This is a genomic window from Actinoplanes sp. NPDC023801 (assembly GCF_040639655.1).
GTDB lineage: Bacteria > Actinomycetota > Actinomycetes > Mycobacteriales > Micromonosporaceae > Actinoplanes.
In genome coordinates, this window is record NZ_JBFAAI010000015.1 from 127,958 (window position 1) to 145,152 (window position 17,195).

A 17,195-nucleotide genomic window follows, 5' to 3' on the forward strand; every position below is an offset into this window, starting at 1 on the left:
CCGTGACTCACGTACTCGTCACCGGCGGTGCCGGTTTCATCGGAACCCATGTCGTGGCCACCCTGCGGGAGGCCGGTCACCGCGTCACCGTGGTCGACGCCGGTCATCCCGGCGCCCACCGCGGGCCGTTGCCGGACACCGTGGCGGGCGCCCCGGTGATCCGGCTGGACCTGCGTGACCGGCCCGCGGTCGCCGATGTGCTGGCCGATGTGGACGCGGTGGTCCATCAGGCGGCGATGGTCGGGCTCGGCGTCGACCTGGACGACCTTCCGGAGTATGTCGGCTGCAACGATCTCGGTACGGCGGTGCTGCTCGCCGGGATGGCGCGCGCGGGCGTTCACCGGCTCGTCCTCGCCAGCTCCATGGTCGTCTACGGCGAGGGTGCCTACACCTGCCCGGAGCACGGTGCGGTGAGCGCGGCGCCGCGGATCGTCGCCGACCTGGCCGCCGGCCGGTTCGAGCCGGCCTGCCCGGTCTGCGGCACCGAGGTCCGCCCGGGGCTGATCGCCGAGGACGCCCCGCTCGATCCGCGCAGCGTGTACGCCGCCACCAAGGTCGCCCAGGAACACCTCACCGCCGCCTGGGCCCGGCAGACCGGCGGTTGCGTGGTGGCGCTGCGCTACCACAACGTGTACGGCCCCGGTATGCCACGCGACACCCCGTACAGCGGGGTCGCGGCGATCTTCCGGTCGGCGCTCGAGGCCGGCCGGGCGCCACGGGTCTTCGAGGACGGTGGGCAGCGGCGTGACTTCGTGCACGTGCGGGACGTCGCGGCGGCCAATCTCGCCGCACTGGACGCCACCGGCACGAACACCGGGTGGCGTGCCTACAACATCGCCTCCGGCCGCCCGGCCACCGTCGGGCAGATGGCCGCCGAGCTGGCGCGGGCCGCCGGCGGCCCGGCCCCGGTCGTCACCGGCGAGTTCCGGCTCGGCGACGTACGCCACGTGGTGGCCTCCCCGTCGCGCGCCGGGACCGAACTCGGATTCCGGGCCACCGTGGATCTCGCCGACGGAATCGCCGAGTTCGCCTACGCACCGCTGCGCGGATGAGCGTCCGGTCGCGGCACCGCCTCACGCGAGCCGACCTGATCGCCGCCGGAGCCGCGGCCGGCCTGTTCGCGGTGGCCGCCGTCATCGGCGGCGTGCTTCACCTGCTGGGACGCCCGGTGCACGCGAGTACGGCCCCGCTGTTCGCCCACTGGCTGCCGCACGTCGGCCCCGGCACACCGCTGGCGCTGCTGACCGCGGTCCTCGTCTGGTGGCGGGGCCCGGACCTGGCGGGCCGGCTGGCCTGGCGCCCGTTGCTCGCGCTGTCCTACCTCTGCGCCGTGGCGTGGACGCTGTCGCTGGCCCTGATCGACGGCTGGCAACGCGGCGTGGCCAGCCGGCTGACCACCGCACACGAGTACCTGCACGAGGTTCCCGGCATCACCGACATCCCCGCGATGCTGAGCGGCTTCACCGAACGGATCCTGGACTTCCAGCCGGACTCGTGGACCACCCACGTGTCCGGTCATCCGCCGGGCGCCGTGCTGGTGTTCGTCTGGCTGGACCGAATCGGTCTCGGCGGCGGCGGCTGGGCCGGGATGCTGTGCGTTCTCGCCGCGGCGCTCGTGGCCGTGGCCGTGCCGCAGACGGTGAGGCTGCTCGGCACCGACGACGCGGCCCGCGCCGTGCTGCCGTTCGTGGTGCTGTTCCCCGGAGCGGTCTGGTCCGGGGTGTCAGCCGACGGGTTGTTCGCCGGTGTGACGGCCTCCGGGACGGCTCTGCTCGCCTGCGGCGTCGTGAGGGGGCGCCCGGCCGGCGCGGCTGCCGGAGGTGCGCTGCTCGCGTTCGGCTGCTACCTGTCGTACGGGCTGGTGCTGATGGCTCCGATCGCTGTGATGGTCGTCGTGCTGGCCGGCCGGCACCGGCGGACAGCGGGCTGGGCGTTCGCCGGTGCCGCACCGGTCGTGGCCGCGTTCACGGCCGCCGGCTTCTTCTGGCTCACCGGCTACCGCCTGGTCATCGAGCGCTATTACCAGGGCATCGCCGCCGACCGCGCGTACGGCTACTGGGTCTGGGCCGACCTCGCACTGGTGGCCGTCGCCGCCGGCCCCGCGGCGGCCGTGATCCTCCGCCGTGCGGTGCCGGCCGCCCGGCGGGCCGCGGCCGTCCCGCGGTCGCTCGCCGGCAACGCCAACGCCACCTGGCTGCTCGTGGCGGCTGTCGCGACGGCGATCCTGGCCGCCGACCTGTCCGGCTACAGCAAGGCGGAGGTGGAACGGATCTGGCTGCCCTTCACCGTGTGGCTGCTGTCCGGGGCCGCGCTGATCCCGTCCGCCGACCGCCGCACGTGGCTGGCGGCGCAGGCCGCGGTCGCCCTGACGGTCAACCATCTGCTCCTGACGCACTGGTAGGACCGCCCGGGCTCGGGGTGTCGGTGACGATGCCGCCCGCTTGAAACCCGGACCGCCGGCCGGGTCCAGCCGGATCCAGCCGAGCCGATCGCCGGACGTCGATCGGTGGGCGATGCTCACCCCGCACACCAAGCGATAGGCGGGGGTAGATGAGTCGAATGATCGGGCGCCTTACCGGCACCCTGGTGGCGATGGCGGTGACGACCACGGGCGCCGTGACGGCACTGCAGCAGCCGGCGGCCGCGGCGACGACGGCGTCCAGCGCGACGGTCCAGTACTGGAACGAGACCGCGCTCCAAGTGTTCCGGCAGCAGGGTGGCGGACCGGGTCCGCTGTCCCGGGGCGCCGCGATGATGCACGGGGCGATCTTCGACGTGCTGAACTCCGCCGACTGGGGCCGCAAGAGCTATGTCGGTACCGGCTTCCGCCACGCGTTCGTGATGGCCGACACGAGCACCACGGTCAACGACGACCTGGCGGCCGGAATCGCCGCCCGGGACGTGCTCATCGACGCCTTCCCGGCCCAGAGCGCCTACATCAACCAGCGTTACGCCGGCCGGCACGGCACCACCGCACAGGCCGACGCGACGGCTCTCGCCGGTCAGGTGGTAGCGGCGGTACGCGCCAACCGGGTCAATGACGGTGCGAGCGCCTCGCAGGCCTACACGGTCGGCACCGAGGCCGGGGCCTGGCAGCTCAACGAAGGCGCCTGCACCAGGGCGGTCGACCCGCACTGGGGCCGGGTCCGCCCGTTCGTCATGACGTCGGGCAGCCAGAACCGCAACCCGCTGCCGGGCGGCGCCACCAACTACTCCACACTGCTGAGCAGTTCGGTGTACACGCAGAACTTCAACGATGTGAAGTCGCTGGGCAAGTCGGACTCGACCACCCGGACCCCCGACCAGACGGTCGCCGCGTTCTACTGGGCCAACGACGCCAACGGCACCTACAAGCCGCCGGGTCAGCTGCTGTCGCACACCTGGGCGATCGCGCAGCCGAGAATCACCAGCCCGCTGCAGCTGTCGCAGCTGTTCACCCGGGTGTCGTTCGCCGTCGCCGACGCCACCATCTCCGCGTGGAACCACAAGTACGACACCCCGGTGGACCTGTGGCGCCCGATCAGCGCGATCCGGCGGGCCGGCGAGGACAACAACACGGCGACCGAACCCGACGCGGGCTGGCAGCCGCTCGGCGCCACGCCGTGTTTCCCGGCGTGGACCTCGGGGCACGCGACGCTGGCCGGCGCCTGGGCCGAGGTGATCAAGAAGCAGTTCGGCGACGCCATCACGTTCACCGGTGACACCGACGACCCGAGCTCCCCGGTGCGGAACCGTACGTTCACCAGCATCAGCCAGGCCGCGCAGGAGAACGCGGACAGCCGCGTCTGGCTGGGCGTGCACTTCCGCTTCGACTCCGGCGACGGTCTGACGGCGGGAACGAAGGCAGGCACGCTCGCCGCCGGCAAGCTCACCGGTTACAAGTGCTTCGACCCCTGCATCGGCTGATCTGACGATCCACCTGCCCGGGGCCGCATCCGGCGCCCCGGGCAGGTGCCGTTCAGGCCACCCGGCGGGGCGCCGCCCGGCTGAGACTGGCCGCGTACAGACGCAGCAGGTCGTGCACGGTGTACCGCCCGGGTCCGATCGGCTCGACGAGATGCGCGGCGGCGAGAACCTCCACCTGACGTTCCGTCTCCGCCACCGGCCGGCCGGTGGCCGCGACCAGATCCTCGACGGTGAAGTCCGGCTGCGGCATCGTGGCCAGACCGCGGAACACGCGCCGGGCCGGCCCGGACAGGGCCGCGTACGACAGGCGGAACGCGGACGCGACCGCCGTCGCCTCGTCGCCGGCCAGCGCCAGCTGCGCCAGCCGGTTGCCGGCGGCAAGGCGCCCGACATACCCGGCGATCGACCACTGCGGACGGTCGGCAAGGTTCGCCGAGGCGATCCGCAGCGCCAGCGGCAGAGCCCCGCACAGCCGGACCAGTTCGCGCACCGCGTCCGGTTCGGCGTCGGCCCGCCCCGGCGCCAGCACCATGGCGACGAGGGCGGCCGCGTCATCGGCGGGCAGCGGCGCCAGGCTCAGCCGGGTGCCGCCCTCCACCGCGACCAGCGCGGACAGCCGGTTGCGGCTGGTGACGAGGGTCGTGCAGCCGGGGCCACCGGGCAGCAACAGGCGGACCTGCTGCGCGTCGCGGGCATTGTCGAGCACCACGAGCAACCGGCGCCGGTAGGTCTGCGAGCGGTACAGCGCGGCCCGCGCACTGAGGCTCTCGGGCACCTCGCCGGGACGGGTGCCGAGAGCGACGAGCAGCTGCCGCAGCGCGTCGGTCGGCGCGACCGGCGGGCGTGCCGCCGACCCGAGCAGGTCGAGGTACAGCTGCCCGTCCGGATGGTCCCCGCTGCGGGCATGTGCCCAGTTCAACGCCAGCGCGGTCTTGCCGACCCCGGCCGGGCCGACGAGCAGCGCCAGCATCCCGCGCCGGGCCCGCCGCCGGGCCAGCCGGCGCAGATCATCGAGTTGCCGCAGCTCACCGTGACGGCCGGCCAGACGGTCCGGCCAGCCGGGCAGCTGGTGCGGGACCGACGCCGGCCGGGCCGCGACCGGCACACTGACCGCCCGCCACGCCGCCTCCCAGGCCGGCCACCCGTCCGGCGCGACGCCGCACGCGGCGACGAACCGCTGCACGACGTCCAGCCGGGGCGGCCGGTCCCGGCCCGGCTGGAGCGCGTCCGCCAGGGTGCTGCTCGGCACGCCGCAACGGCGCCGCAGCTCCTCGAACGACGGATTGCCGGCATGCAGCTTGAGTTCACGCAGGCATGCCACGAAACCGGCGACGCTGTCCGCGCACGCCACATCAGGTGCTGATAGCACCGGTCCACCCCCCGTATGGATTCACCGGTCGCATCGCCGCCCACGGCCCCGCTCCCGGTGAACCACCGTGGCCCCCGGGCCTGCGGGGACGCAGACCCGGTCACCGTATCGTCCGCGGTTGACGTGGATCAATGTGCCGAACGTCAACAGTGGACGCCGTCCGTACGGTGGCCCCGTCGATCTAAGGTTCTTCGATGATGACCGGGATGCTGGAGACGCTGCGGGCGCTGCCTCCGGGGTGGTTCGCGTTTCTCGCGCTGGTGGAGAACATCGCGCTGGTCGGTCTGGGTGCTCTCCTCGGCCACGCGGCGCTGCGGCTGCCCGGCGCGCGGCGGCTCACTCCGGATCCGGGACCGGTGAGCCGCACGGAACTGGCCCTGGTCGTCAGCACGACGCTGCTCAACACCGTCGTCACCGTCGCCGGGTGGTGGCTGTGGAAGGCCGGGATCATCACGCTGCGCGTCGACTTCGGGTTCGGCGCCCTGGCCGAACTCGCCGTTCTGATCATGGAGATGGACATCCTGATGTACGCCGGGCACGCGACGGTGCATCTGCGGCTGCTGTTCCCGTGGGTGCACCGGCTGCACCACGTCTTCGCCGACGCCCGCCCGCTCACCCTGTTCGCCCTGCACCCGCTGGAGGCGATCGGCTTCGGGGCGATGTGGCTCGTGGTGCTGGCAGTCCACCCGTTCACGATCTGGTCGCTGGGCGCCTATGCGGTGCTCAACCTCGTCTTCGGCATCCTGGGCCACCTCGGCGTGGAACCGCTGCCGCCGGCCGTACGCCGCAACGTGGTCTTCCGATGGGTCGCCACGCCCGCCATGCACGTCGGGCATCACGTCGACCCGCGGTACAACCTGGGCTTCTACACCACCGTGTGGGACCGGCTGTTCCGGACCCTGGAACCCGGATACGACGCCCGGCGTACGGCCGCCGCGCCCGAGCCGTACCGCGTGCAGGCAGTGTCCGGCATGGCTCCACCCTGATCCTCCGCGCCGGCCGGAGGATTGAGGGACTCGATCACGGCATCGATGCCTGACTGGAGGCGACCGCCAGGCCGGCGTACGCGCCTGACAGCTGCCGCAGGCCGGCGCCGCGACCGGCGTGGAAGAGCGCGAGCGCTTGGTCCGCTACGCCGAGAGCACGCTGCGGCGGGCCGGAACGGCGCCCGCCGGAACCGGCTGTCCCGGCGGGCCCGTCCTCACGGTCAGGCCGGAATCTCGGTACTGACGCCGGGTTCCAGCCACCGGACGCTGCGGCGGTGGTCGTCGGCAGCGGTGGCGAACTCGCGTTCGGCCGCGGCCCGGTTCTGCCGGAAGTGCCGCCACCCCTCGTAGTGCACCGGGATGACCGTGTGCGGCCGGATCGCCTGGCACAGTTCGACGGCGTCACGGGCCGTCATGGTGTACCGCAGCGGTCCAGTGACCGGGAACCGCACGCCACCGAGGTGCAGCACCGCCGTGCCGATGCGAAGGCGGGCTGCCACCTCGTGCATTCCCGGGTACAGGACCGTGTCGCCGGAGATCCACAGTTGGCCGTGGTGCTGGCCGTCCCACCGCAGCGCGAACCCGATCACGTCGCCGACGATCGGTCCGCTCAACGGCGGGCCGTGCCGGCACGGCGTCGCGGTGACCTCGATCGTGGGCCGGCCCTCGGCGCCGAGGACGGTGGTGGCCCATGGTGCGAGCCCTCGCGCGTTGCCGCCGAGCCGGCGGGCACCGGACTCGGTGGTGAGTACCGTGCGGGCGCCCGGCAGCACGGCCCGGCCCAGGTCGTCGAGGTTGTCACCGTGGTGGTCATGGGTGAGCAGGACGGCGTCGATCTCACCGAGGTTTGCCGGCGTCACCGACGGGCCCGTCACCTTGGTCGACGAGGTGCCCCACCCGAAGTCGTACCGCCGTCCGGGCGGGTCGAAGGTGGGGTCGGTCAGCAGTCGCCAGCCGCCGACCTCGATCAGAGTGGTCGGGCCACCGATGTGGGTGACCCGGACCGTGGGCGTGCCGCTCACCGGGCGTGGCGCAGGGCCCAGTCGAGAACGGTGTCGGCGATCTCCTCCCAGCCCTTCTGGGCGGGCAGCAGGTGGGCGTATCCGTCGTACTCGATGTGTTCGGTGATGGTGTTCGATTTGTAGTGCTTGGCGTTGGAGCGCTGCACGGACGGGGGCATGATGTGGTCCTCGCTGCCGGAGACGAACAGAAGCGGTGCCCGCTTGTCGTTGTGGTAGTCGACCCACGTGTCCTGGTGGCCGGGCTGGAAGTTGGCGAGCACGCTGCCCCACAGGATGCCGCCGTTGGCGGGGATGTGGTACCGCTTGTAGAGCGCCTCGGACTCCTCGTCGGTGAACGTGTTGGTGAAGGCGTACTTCCATTCCTCAAGCGTCAGACCCACCGACCTGTGCCGGTTGCCCGGCGACCTCAGCACCGGGAACGTCGACTTGACCTGCGACAGCGGTACGACCTTGACACCTTCGGTGGGTGCGGAGTTCATCGCGACACCGGCCGCGCCGTAGCCGTGGTCGAGCAGGATCTGGGTGAACGCGCCGCCGGCGGAGTGACCGATGATGATCGGCGCCTCCGGCAGCGCCCGGATCTCCGCCTCCAGCTTGTCGATGATGGCCGGGACGGTCACTGCGGTGATGATGTCCGGGTTGGCGTTCAGCTCCTCGACCTCGACCTCGAAACCGGGATAGCCCGGCGCGACGACCCGGTGGCCCTTGGCCTCGTAGTGGGCGATCCAGTTCTCCCAGCTGCGCGGGGTGACCCAGAATCCGTGGACCAGAACGATCGGCCTCATGCGTGGTATCCCTTCAGGAAGGCGAGCAGGTCGTTGCCGAGCCGGTCCTTGTGGGTGTCGGTGATGCCGTGCGGCGCTCCCGGGTACACGATCAGCTGCGCGTCCTTGACCAGCGCGGCCGAGGCCTTGCCGCCGACCTCGAACGGCACGACCTGGTCGTCGTCACCGTGGATCACCAGCGTCGGAACGTCGAACCTGGCGAGGTCGTCACGGAAGTCGGTGGCTGAGAACGCCGCAATGCTCTCGTAGGCGTTACGGTGCCCGGCGGCCATGCTCTGCAGCCAGAACGCGTCCCGGATGCCCTGCGACACGTCGGCGCCGGGACGGTTGTTGCCGAAGAACGGGCCGTCGGCCAGATCCTTGTACAGCTGCGACCGGTCCGCGGCCGACCCGGCGCGGATGCCGTCGAACACCTCGACCGGCACCCCGTCCGGATTGTCGTCGCGCCGCACCATCAACGGCGGCACCGCCGACACCAGCACCGCCTGCGCGACCCGGGACGTACCGTGCCGGCCGATGTAGCGGGTGATCTCCCCACCACCGGTGGAGAACCCCACCAGCGTCACCTCGCGCAGATCCAGATGCTCGAGCAACGCGGCCAGGTCATCGGCGTACGTGTCCATCTCGTTGCCGGTCCACGACTGGGTCGACCGGCCGTGCCCGCGCCGGTCGTGGGCGATCGCCCGGTAACCGTTGTCCGCGAGGAACAGTTGCTGGGCCTCCCAGCTGTCGGAGTTCAGCGGCCAGCCGTGAGACAGCACGACCGGACGGCCGCTGCCCCAGTCCTTGTAGAAGATGTCGGTGCCGTCGGCAGTGGTGACGAAGGGCATGAGAGCCGTTCCTTTCGATGTGGGGAACGACTCCGAAGCTACGGCGGCGGGAGCGCTCCTCGCGTCAGTCAGATGACTGCGTTTCCGAGGCCGTGCCCGGCGGCCAGTCGCTGCAGATCCGAGCGCGAGGCGATGCCGAGCTTCGGGAACATCCGGTACAGATGGCTGCCGACCGTGCGGTGCGAGAGGAAGAGACTCTTGGCGATGTCGCGATTCGTCATGCCCTGCGCCACCATCGACGCGATCTGGATCTCCTGTGGCGACAGTGTCTCCCACACGTCGGTGGTCGCGGCGTCGCTGCGCTCCCCCGCCGCCCGCAGCTCGGCCCGGGCACGTTCGGCGAGCGGACGGGCGCCGAGGCCGTCCAGCCCGTCGCGGGCCTGCCGCAGCAGGTCACGGGACTCGCGGACACGCCGCCGGCGACGCAGCGACACTCCATAGGAGAAGACCAGCCGATAACGCTCGTACGGCCACATCGTCATGTCCGCTGACAGCGCGGCGGCGAAGGAGTCGTCGTCCCCGGTGAGCACGGCTCGCGCGAATCCGAGGTTCATCCGGCCGGTCGGTGAGGTCGTCTCCCGTACCTCGGTGGGAAGCTGGCCGATCAGTGAGCGGGCGGTGTCCACCTCCCCGCAGGCGACCGCGGCCTCGGCCATGCTCGCCAGTGACCACAGCGCGTGCGCCGGATGGTAGGCGCTGCCGGCCGGGTCGTGCAGTTGCGCGAGGGAGGCGAACGCCAGTTCGTAGCGGCCCTGTCCGGACGCGACGGCTGCCCGGGCCAGCAGTCCCACCGCTTCGATCGTGGCGAAACGGCGGGGATTCAACCGGTCGGCGGCGGCCACCAGATCCTCGGCGTGTGCGAAGTCTCCCCGGAACGCGGCCACCATGGCGTGGGCGACCAGCGACGCCGCCTCCCAGAACGGCTGCCGGGTCTCGGCGCACAGCCGAGCGCTCTCTTCGGCCGCGGCCACGGCGTGCGACCAGGAGCCGCGCCGCATCGCCGCCCAGGCGAGCAGTGACAGGGTGCGGCCCAGGGTGTGCAGGTGTCCCTCGGAGCGGATCCGGTCGGCCGCCTCGATGAGCAAACCCTCCGACACGTCCGACGCACCGGCGCACGCCGCCGCGTGCGCAAGACGGTAGGTGGTGGCCGCGTCCCGGCCGGCCGGCGGAATCCCGGCGATCAGCGCACGGATCGTCTCGTCGCTGTCGAACGGCGAACCGTAGGCAAGCAGCTGCGCCCGGGTCACCGGGTCCGCGACGGCCAGGCGGTCGGCCACGGCGATCACCCGCTTGCCGACCGGACGGCCGGGCGACAGGTTCCAGCAGCGCAGAGCCGCCGACCGCAGGAAGTCGGTCGCCAGCGTGCCGTCGCCGATCGCGGTGGCCCGTTCGGCGAACCCGAGCAGCGTGTGGATGCGCTGCTCCCCACCGCGGTCGCCGTCGGCGAGCTCGTTGAGCCACTCGTGCCGCAGTCCGTCGTGCTCCGACTCGACGAGGTCCCGATGATGACGGCGAAGCCGTTCGCCGGTATCGAACTGCCCCACGGTGTACGCGAGCGCGGCGCCCCGGCAGGTACGCGCCTCCTTGTCGCCGCGCCCGGCCGACAGCTGTGCGGCCCGTTCCAGCGCCGGCACCGCGTTCGCCGGCGCCCCGCGCCCGATCATCTGCCCGGCATGCCGTTCGAGGTCCGCGGCAAGCGCGGCGTCCGGCCACAGTGCCGCCCCGGCCCGGTGCCACACCGACCGTTCCGGCCGGTCCACCATCACCCGGGCCAGCGCGGCATGACAGGCACGCCGGCGGTCCGGGCCGAGCCGCTGCAGGATCGCCGACCGGATGAGCGGGTGCCGGAACCGGACCGACCCGCCGTCGACCACGATCAGCCCGGCGGACACAGCCGGATCCAGCGACGGCCGGCTGTCGCGCGGCGACAGCAGCTCGGCGGCCGCGACGATCTCCGCTGCGTTGTCGGCGTCACTGAGCGCCGCCACCTCGAGCACCGTCGTGCTCGAGGCGTCGAACTCGCCCATGCGGGCCAGGAAGGAGTTCTCCAGCCGCGCGGTCAGCGGCAGCCGGTCACCGTTGACGCCCCAGTAGGCGCCCACCGCGCGCGGCAGCTCCAGCAGGGCCAGCGGGTTGCCACAGGCCGCGGCGAGCAGTTGGGACCGAAGGCCCGGGTCCAGTCCACCGGCCACGCCGTCGAGCAGCGCCGCCGCCGGACCGGCGTCCAGCGGGGCGATCTCCACCGAATCGATGGCCGCGTCCAGCAACAGGCCCGGCTCAGTGTCCCGGTGGGTGGCGAGCAGCACGATCCGGTCGGCGGCGACCCGCCGCGCAAGGAATGCCAGGGCCTGCTGGCTGGCCGGGTCCATCCACTGCGCGTCGTCGGCCAGCATCAGGACCGGCCGGTCGGTGGCCATCTCCGCCAGCAGTTCGAGCGCCGCCATGGCCACCGTGTAGAGGTCGGGGGACGTACCCGTGGCGCGTCCGAACGCGACCTCCAGGGCCAGGCGGTATTTCGGTGTCAGCCGGTTACGGTGTCCCAGCATCGGGCGCATCATCTGATGCAACGCCGCGTATGGCAGACCGAACTCGGTGACCGAGCCGACCGCCCGCAGTACCCGGAACTTGTCGCCGGCCGTCGCGGAGGCCCACTCCAGCAACGCCGATTTGCCGACCCCTGGCGTACCGCGGATGACGAGGGCGGCGCCGCCCTCACTCGCGCGATCCAGCAGGGCGCTGATGATCGCCTGCTCCGGTGCCCGCCCGATGAGCGGACGTGGAAGGGTCGTCCCCGCCACCGAACCTCCTGACCCCTGCCCGAATTCCGGCGCCTCGCATCTCTGTCTACGCATCGGCCGTCGAAGGAACAAGACCCTCCCACGCCGGACGGCACGGGAATTCGATCCGCACGCCGTCCACCGGGTTGGTAGCGTGGCCGGCGATCGAGCGGGAGGTGCGGTATGGAGATCACGTCGGGGGGCACCGGCGGACCGCGCCTGGCCGATGAGCCGGCCGGATGAAACGGCGACGACGTAAGAAGCTGCAACGCCTGCTGGTGAGCGTCGCGGGGTTCGGCACCGCCCGGCGGGTCGGCGAGTTGCTGCGGGCCGGAGCCGACCCGGACCTGCCCGGCCGCGACGGGACCACGCCGCTGTACCGGGCCGCTGTCCAGGGCCGGTCCGCGAACGTGCGCGCACTGGTGGCGGCCGGGGCCGACCCGAATCGGGAGAGCGGCACCGGCGAGGACGGCCTGCCGCTGTGCGGCGCCGCCTGCTGGGGTCACGACGACGCGGTCCGCGAGCTCCTGGCCGCCGGCGCCGACCCGCTGCTGCGTGAGGACGGCGGGCACGGGCGGACGGCCCTGGACTGGGCGGAGGCCGGCGGTCACCGTACGACCGCCGCACTGATGTCGGCGGTGACGACCCGGCCGCCCCGCTCCGGCGACGGCACATAGACCCCGCTGCCCGGCCGGCGTGGCCTGAATCACGCACGGAACCGGCCGTACTGGCTCAGGCAGGAAACCTTACCGGCGATCTGAGGATCGGTATCGGCCTGAGCGGGGGAACACATGAGTATCGGTGACATGGGCGTGGGCCGGCGTCTCGGAGCTTCCTATCTGGTGCTGACGACCCTGATCGTCACGTCGGCGGCCACCGGCTGGTGGGGGCTGCGGCAGCAGGCTGCCGCCGAACGGGACATGGCGGCGCTGGAACGGGTTCGCGACGACATCCAGGCGGCCAAGTACAACGCGGCCGACGTGACCGGCTGGCAGGGGCTGGTGGTCGCCGACGCGGGGGCGTTCGGTTACGCCTTCGCCACCGGGCCGGACGGCTACAACAGGCAGGGCGAGCTGAAGGCGAAGGACGCGGTCGACGCCGGGATCAAGGCCGCGCACACCGCGGACATGACTTCCGACGAGCGGGCCCGGTTCGCCGAACTGAGGCCGGCCTGGGACGACTTCTTCGCCTGGGACGCCACCGTGATGCGGTGGCTGTCCGAGGACACGACAGCGGCGCGGGCCAAGGCGATGAGGAGCATCAACGGCGGTGAGGCCTCGGCGGCGTACGGCAAGGTGCTCGACATCACCGCCGCGCTGGACGAGTCGGTCAACAAGCGGGCCGAGACGTTGCGAGCGGAGGTGCACCGGGTTCACGACACGGCGCTGACCATGCTCGGGATCGCGCTCGCGCTGGCCGTGGTCCTGGCGGCACTGATGAGCACCTGGGTGACGCGTTCGGTGATCGGCCCGCTGAACACCGTCGTGCAGGCGCTGAAACGACTTGCCGACCGGGACTTGACGGTACGGGTGGAGCTCAGCCGGCGCGACGAGATGGGCCGGCTCGGCGACGCCGTCAACCGGACGGCGGAGTCGCTGCGGGAGACCCTGTCGGCGATCGCCGGGCACGCCGGTGACCTGTCGGCGGCCTCGCTGCAGCTGTCGGCCGTCTCCACCGAGATAGCCGGCGCCAGTTCGGAGATGAACACGCAGGCGGCCGCGGTCGCGTCGGCGGCCGGCCACGTCTCCGGCAACGTGCAGACCCTGCAGGCCGGCAGCAGCGAGATGACGCAGGCCATCGACGAGATCGCCCGCAACGCGGGTGAAGCGGCGCGGGTGGCGGGTGAGGCGGTCGGCGTGGTGGACCAGACCAACCAGACGATCGGCAAGCTGGGCGACTCCTCCACCGCGATCGGCAACGCGGTCAGTTTGATCACCAAGATCGCCGAGCAGACGAACCTCCTCGCGCTGAACGCGACCATCGAGTCGGCACGTGCCGGTGAACTGGGCAAGGGCTTCGCGGTGGTGGCCGGTGAGGTCAAGGAGTTGTCACAGGAGACGGCACGGGCAACCGACGAGATCGCCCGGCTCGTCACGACCATTCAGGCGGACACCTCGGAGGCGGTCGACGCGATCAGCGAGATCGGCGGCGTGGTGGCCCGGATCAGCGACTTCCAGACTCTGATCGCCGCGGCCGTGGAGGAACAGACCGCGACGACCAGCGAGATGGGCCGCAACGTGACCGAGGTGGCCGACAGCAGCGCGGCGATCGCCGCGAACATCACCGGGGTGGCGACGGCGGTGGGTGCCACTGCCACGGTCGCGACGCGGGCGCAGTCGAACGCCGAGTCACTGTCGCGCACCAGCTCGGAGCTGCGCGACCTGGTGGCCGCGTTCAAACTGTGATCGACGGGCCGGGCCGGCTTCCGGCCCGGCCCGGGAAACTCCCGATCCGTTCCGGTCTACTGTGTCCGTCGATCGACCGGTACCCTTCGCCATGATCCCCGGCCGGAAGGTGTACCGCTCGTCGTGCGCGCGCTATTCGTGACAGCCCTCGCTGTGCTCTTCGCTTTTCTGATCAGCCCTCTGGTCCGCGCCGACGCGGGCTGCACCGCGTCCCCGGCACCGGCCACCTCCGCACCGGTGCTGAAGGGCTGGAGCAACGAGCAGGTCGCCAACGCGCGGCTCATCGTCACGATCGGCGCCGAACGGCAGATACCCGGCGAGGGGGTGGTGATCGCGGTCGCGACCGCCCTGCAGGAGTCCAGTCTGCGTAACCTGCGCGGCGGCGACCGGGACTCGATCGGCCTGTTCCAGCAGCGGCCCAGCCAGGGCTGGGGCACGCCCAAGCAGCTGTCCGACCCGGCGTACCAGACGCGCAAGTTCTACGACAAACTGCTCAGGGTCGACGGATGGCAGGGGATGCGGCTCACCGAGGCGGCGCAGGCCGTGCAGATCTCGGCCTTCCCGGAGGCGTACGAGAAGCACACGCCCGCCGCCACCAGCCTGGTCGACGCCCTGACCGCCCCGGCTCCCTGCGCCTGACCCGAACGGTGACCGGCCCGCGCCCGCAGGGGGTGGACGGTCCCGGACACTGACATACATTGGACCCCATGGGGTCTCCCGGGTCATTCCCCGCCTCAGTCCGCATGGGATTCGTCATCGACGTCGCCGGTTACAGCCGGCGATCCGCCCGAGAGAAGGTCGACCTGCAACTGCGGGTCACCACCTTCGTCGAGGAGGTGCTGCGCGACCTCGGCCTGCGGCTCGAGCAGACACACCACCACGGCACCGGCGACGGCATGGTCGTCTTCCTGCCCAGCGAGATCGACGTGCCCTGGGCGCTGACCCGGCTGTTGCGCTCGGCGTCGGAGACGGTGGCCGACGACAACCGGCGCTACCGTGATCGGATGCGGCTGCGGATGGCCGTCGTCATCGGGCCGCTGGGGCCCGCGGCGATCGGATTCTCCGGCGACGCGATCGTCGAGGCCGGGCGCATGGTGGACAGCGAGGCGTTGCGTGACGCGCTCACCGGCAGTCCCGGCGCCGACCTGGTCGTCCTCGTCTCCGACCAGCTGTACTCGTACGTGGTGGCCGAGCGCCGCACCGGCCTGCGACCGGACGAGTTCCGGCCGATCGACGTGCGGACCAAGGAGTTCGCCCGCAAGGCATGGCTCTGGACGGCGAGCGATCACCCCGATTCCGCCCGGCCGGCCGGGCGAGCGACGACGTTCGTCATGGCCGACCGGCCCGCGTGCGTGCTCGGCATCCGGCCGGGACGCATCCTCCAGGTCCACGACATCGACATCTGGGTCAACAGCGAGAACACCGACATGGAGATGGCCCGGTTCACGGAGTTCTCCGTCTCCGGCATCATCCGGTACAACGGTGCCCATCGTGACGGGGGCGGCCACGTCGTCGAGGACGTCATCGCCGGCGAACTGGCCCGGGCCGTGGGGACCCGCCGCCCGGTCGCGCCCGGCGCCGCGTTCGTCACCGGCTCCGGCGCGCTGGCCGCCAGCCACGCGGTCCGGCGGATCATCCACGTCGCCGCCGTGCACGGCGAGCCCGGCGCCGGCTTCCAGCAGATCCGGCGCGTCGGTGCCTGTGTCGGCAACGCCCTGGCCCACGCGGAACGCCTCGCCGCCGAGGACGACGCGATCCGCACGATCCTGTTCCCGATGCTGGGCAACGGCGTGGCCGGGGCACAGGTGACGCCGACCGCCACCGAACTGGTCGCGGCCGCCGCGGAGCACCTGGAGGCGACCCCCGGCACCCTGCTGCGCGGCATCTACTTCCTGGCGTTCACCGACGCCGAACGGGAAGCCCTCACGCTGGCTCTCGGCAACCACCCGGGCTCGCGGGCGGCCTGATCGTCACCGCCGCCGGCGAAGCCGTCACCGACGATGGTCAGCCCGGGGCTGTAGGGAGCCACCGGGCCATCGTCGCGCACCGCCGGTCCTTCTGGCAGGGTGGTCCGGTGCTTGTGGACGAACCAGACCTGCCCGGACGCCGAGACCGCCATCACGCCCTGTCGCAGCGACTGGCGGCGCTCGACGACGGTGGGCTGGCGGCGTTGCTTGACGCGCCACCCGCGCCCGGCTTCGGTGGGGCCGTCGCGACGGCCACCGTCGGCGGCGTACCGATGTTCGTCAAGTTCGTGCCGCTGAGCGACCTGGAACGGCAGCACGCCGGGTCGACGGCGAACCTGTTCGGCCTGCCGATGTTCTACCAGTACGGCATCGGGTCGGCCGGCTTCGGGGCGTGGCGGGAGATCGCCGTGCACGACATGACCACCCGGTGGGTGCTGGACGGGCTGTACGACGCGTTCCCGCTGGTGTACCACTGGCGCGTGGTGCCGTACCGGCCGGTGCCGATGGACCCTGCCGAGATGGACCGCTGGGTGGCGCACTGGGACGGCGACGCGGCGGTCCGGGGCCGTCTCGAGGCGATCAGCGGTGCGTCGGCCGCCGTCGTCGTGTTCATGGAACACGTTGCGCAGACCGTCGACGCGTGGCTGACCGACCGGGTCGCCGCCGGTGGCGCGATCGCCGACGAGGCGTTCGGCTTCGTGCGGACCCATCTGCGCGACGGCGTGGATTTCATGCGCTCGCAAGGTCTCACCCACTTCGACGCGCACTTCCGCAACCTGCTGACCGACGGCCGCCGGATCTACTTCGCCGACTTCGGCCTGGCGCTGCACTCCGGTTTCGACCTCGACGACGCCGGACGCGACTTCGCCCGCGGCCACCGCGACTACGACCACGGGCAGACGGCCGGCCATTTCAGCCAGTGGCTGGTCAGCAACCTGGCCGGCGTCCCGTGGCCGCGGACGCACGCCTTCCTCCGTGAGCACGCCGATAACCTGGCCGGCACCGGGCTTCCGGCGTCGGCCGTCGACGTCATCGCCGCGAACGCGCCGGTCTCGGCGGTGATGGGCCGGTTCGTCGAGGAGCTCTGGAGCACGAGCAAACGGACGCCTTTTCCCGCCGGTGAACTGGCGAAGGCCCTTCGTGCCTGA

The 17,195-nt window shown here is 71.9% G+C and carries 14 protein-coding genes; 9 read left to right on the plus strand and 5 right to left on the minus strand.

Annotated elements, in window-relative coordinates; genetic code table 11:
- The first annotated feature begins 2 nt into the window (after positions 1-2).
- From AB0G04_RS25740 to AB0G04_RS25750, 3 genes are all read left to right on the plus strand, one after another.
- A complete protein-coding gene (locus AB0G04_RS25740) occupies positions 3-1,052 on the plus strand; it encodes an NAD-dependent epimerase/dehydratase family protein (RefSeq protein ID WP_360987487.1) in 1,050 nt (349 codons plus the stop codon).
- Entirely contained in the window at positions 1,049-2,401 is a 1,353-nt protein-coding gene (locus AB0G04_RS25745) for a hypothetical protein (protein ID WP_360987489.1), read from the plus strand. Before AB0G04_RS25740 ends, AB0G04_RS25745 begins: the two co-directional genes overlap by 4 nt.
- Before the next feature lie 158 nt (positions 2,402-2,559).
- Positions 2,560-3,906, plus strand: a complete 1,347-nt coding sequence (locus tag AB0G04_RS25750; protein WP_360987491.1) for a vanadium-dependent haloperoxidase — start codon at positions 2,560-2,562, stop codon at positions 3,904-3,906.
- A 52-nt stretch (positions 3,907-3,958) separates the two neighbouring features.
- On the opposite strand, the gene AB0G04_RS25755 is transcribed toward AB0G04_RS25750, so the two are convergent.
- Positions 3,959-5,275, minus strand: a complete 1,317-nt coding sequence (locus tag AB0G04_RS25755) for an ATP-binding protein (RefSeq protein WP_360987493.1) — start codon at positions 5,273-5,275, stop codon at positions 3,959-3,961.
- A 194-nt stretch (positions 5,276-5,469) separates the two neighbouring features.
- Here AB0G04_RS25755 and AB0G04_RS25760 point away from each other — a divergent pair, with 194 nt between their 5' ends.
- The gene (locus AB0G04_RS25760; protein WP_360987495.1) at positions 5,470-6,261 is read left to right on the plus strand and encodes a sterol desaturase family protein; all 792 of its coding nucleotides are present in this window, start codon (positions 5,470-5,472) and stop codon (positions 6,259-6,261) included.
- Between the two features lie 221 nt (positions 6,262-6,482).
- Here the strand turns inward: AB0G04_RS25760 and AB0G04_RS25765 are convergent, their stop codons facing one another.
- From AB0G04_RS25765 to AB0G04_RS25780, 4 genes are all read right to left on the minus strand, one after another.
- The gene (locus tag AB0G04_RS25765) at positions 6,483-7,283 is read right to left on the minus strand and encodes an MBL fold metallo-hydrolase (RefSeq protein WP_360987497.1); all 801 of its coding nucleotides are present in this window, start codon (positions 7,281-7,283) and stop codon (positions 6,483-6,485) included.
- Positions 7,280-8,068 (minus strand): alpha/beta hydrolase, encoded by a 789-nt coding sequence (locus AB0G04_RS25770; protein ID WP_360987499.1) that lies wholly within the window; start codon positions 8,066-8,068, stop codon positions 7,280-7,282. Before AB0G04_RS25770 ends, AB0G04_RS25765 begins: the two co-directional genes overlap by 4 nt.
- The gene (locus AB0G04_RS25775) at positions 8,065-8,898 is read right to left on the minus strand and encodes an alpha/beta hydrolase (protein WP_360987501.1); all 834 of its coding nucleotides are present in this window, start codon (positions 8,896-8,898) and stop codon (positions 8,065-8,067) included. The genes AB0G04_RS25770 and AB0G04_RS25775 overlap by 4 nt, the downstream gene beginning before the upstream one ends.
- A 68-nt stretch (positions 8,899-8,966) precedes the next feature.
- Positions 8,967-11,696, minus strand: coding sequence for an AAA family ATPase (locus tag AB0G04_RS25780; protein WP_360987502.1), 2,730 nt, complete (start codon positions 11,694-11,696; stop codon positions 8,967-8,969).
- A gap of 218 nt (positions 11,697-11,914) precedes the next feature.
- On the opposite strand from AB0G04_RS25780, the gene AB0G04_RS25785 reads away from it, so the two are divergent.
- From AB0G04_RS25785 to AB0G04_RS25805, 5 genes are all read left to right on the plus strand, one after another.
- Positions 11,915-12,352 (plus strand): ankyrin repeat domain-containing protein, encoded by a 438-nt coding sequence (locus tag AB0G04_RS25785; protein ID WP_360987504.1) that lies wholly within the window; start codon positions 11,915-11,917, stop codon positions 12,350-12,352.
- Between the two features lie 114 nt (positions 12,353-12,466).
- Complete coding sequence (locus AB0G04_RS25790) at positions 12,467-14,080, plus strand: methyl-accepting chemotaxis protein (RefSeq protein ID WP_360987506.1); 1,614 nt, start codon at positions 12,467-12,469, stop codon at positions 14,078-14,080.
- Between the two features lie 123 nt (positions 14,081-14,203).
- The gene (locus AB0G04_RS25795) at positions 14,204-14,719 is read left to right on the plus strand and encodes a peptidase M23 (protein ID WP_360987508.1); all 516 of its coding nucleotides are present in this window, start codon (positions 14,204-14,206) and stop codon (positions 14,717-14,719) included.
- A 104-nt stretch (positions 14,720-14,823) separates the two neighbouring features.
- On the plus strand, positions 14,824-16,047 hold the full coding sequence (locus AB0G04_RS25800) for a macro domain-containing protein (protein WP_360987510.1): 1,224 nt from the start codon (positions 14,824-14,826) through the stop codon (positions 16,045-16,047).
- 107 nt (positions 16,048-16,154) lie between these two features.
- A complete protein-coding gene (locus AB0G04_RS25805) occupies positions 16,155-17,195 on the plus strand; it encodes a serine/threonine protein phosphatase (protein ID WP_360987512.1) in 1,041 nt (346 codons plus the stop codon).

Bases quoted from the DNA above. Each gene is read 5' to 3' on its own strand.
- AB0G04_RS25800 (WP_360987510.1), top strand. From the start codon at position 14,824: ATGGGATTCGTCATCGACGTCGCCGGTTACAGCCGGCGATCCGCCCGA.
- AB0G04_RS25785 (WP_360987504.1), top strand. From the start codon at position 11,915: ATGAAACGGCGACGACGTAAGAAGCTGCAACGCCTGCTGGTGAGCGTC.
- AB0G04_RS25790 (WP_360987506.1), top strand. From the start codon at position 12,467: ATGAGTATCGGTGACATGGGCGTGGGCCGGCGTCTCGGAGCTTCCTAT.
- AB0G04_RS25760 (WP_360987495.1), top strand. From the start codon at position 5,470: ATGATGACCGGGATGCTGGAGACGCTGCGGGCGCTGCCTCCGGGGTGG.
- AB0G04_RS25745 (WP_360987489.1), top strand. From the start codon at position 1,049: ATGAGCGTCCGGTCGCGGCACCGCCTCACGCGAGCCGACCTGATCGCC.
- AB0G04_RS25775 (WP_360987501.1), bottom strand. From the start codon at position 8,898: ATGCCCTTCGTCACCACTGCCGACGGCACCGACATCTTCTACAAGGAC.
- AB0G04_RS25750 (WP_360987491.1), top strand. From the start codon at position 2,560: ATGATCGGGCGCCTTACCGGCACCCTGGTGGCGATGGCGGTGACGACC.
- AB0G04_RS25770 (WP_360987499.1), bottom strand. From the start codon at position 8,068: ATGAGGCCGATCGTTCTGGTCCACGGATTCTGGGTCACCCCGCGCAGC.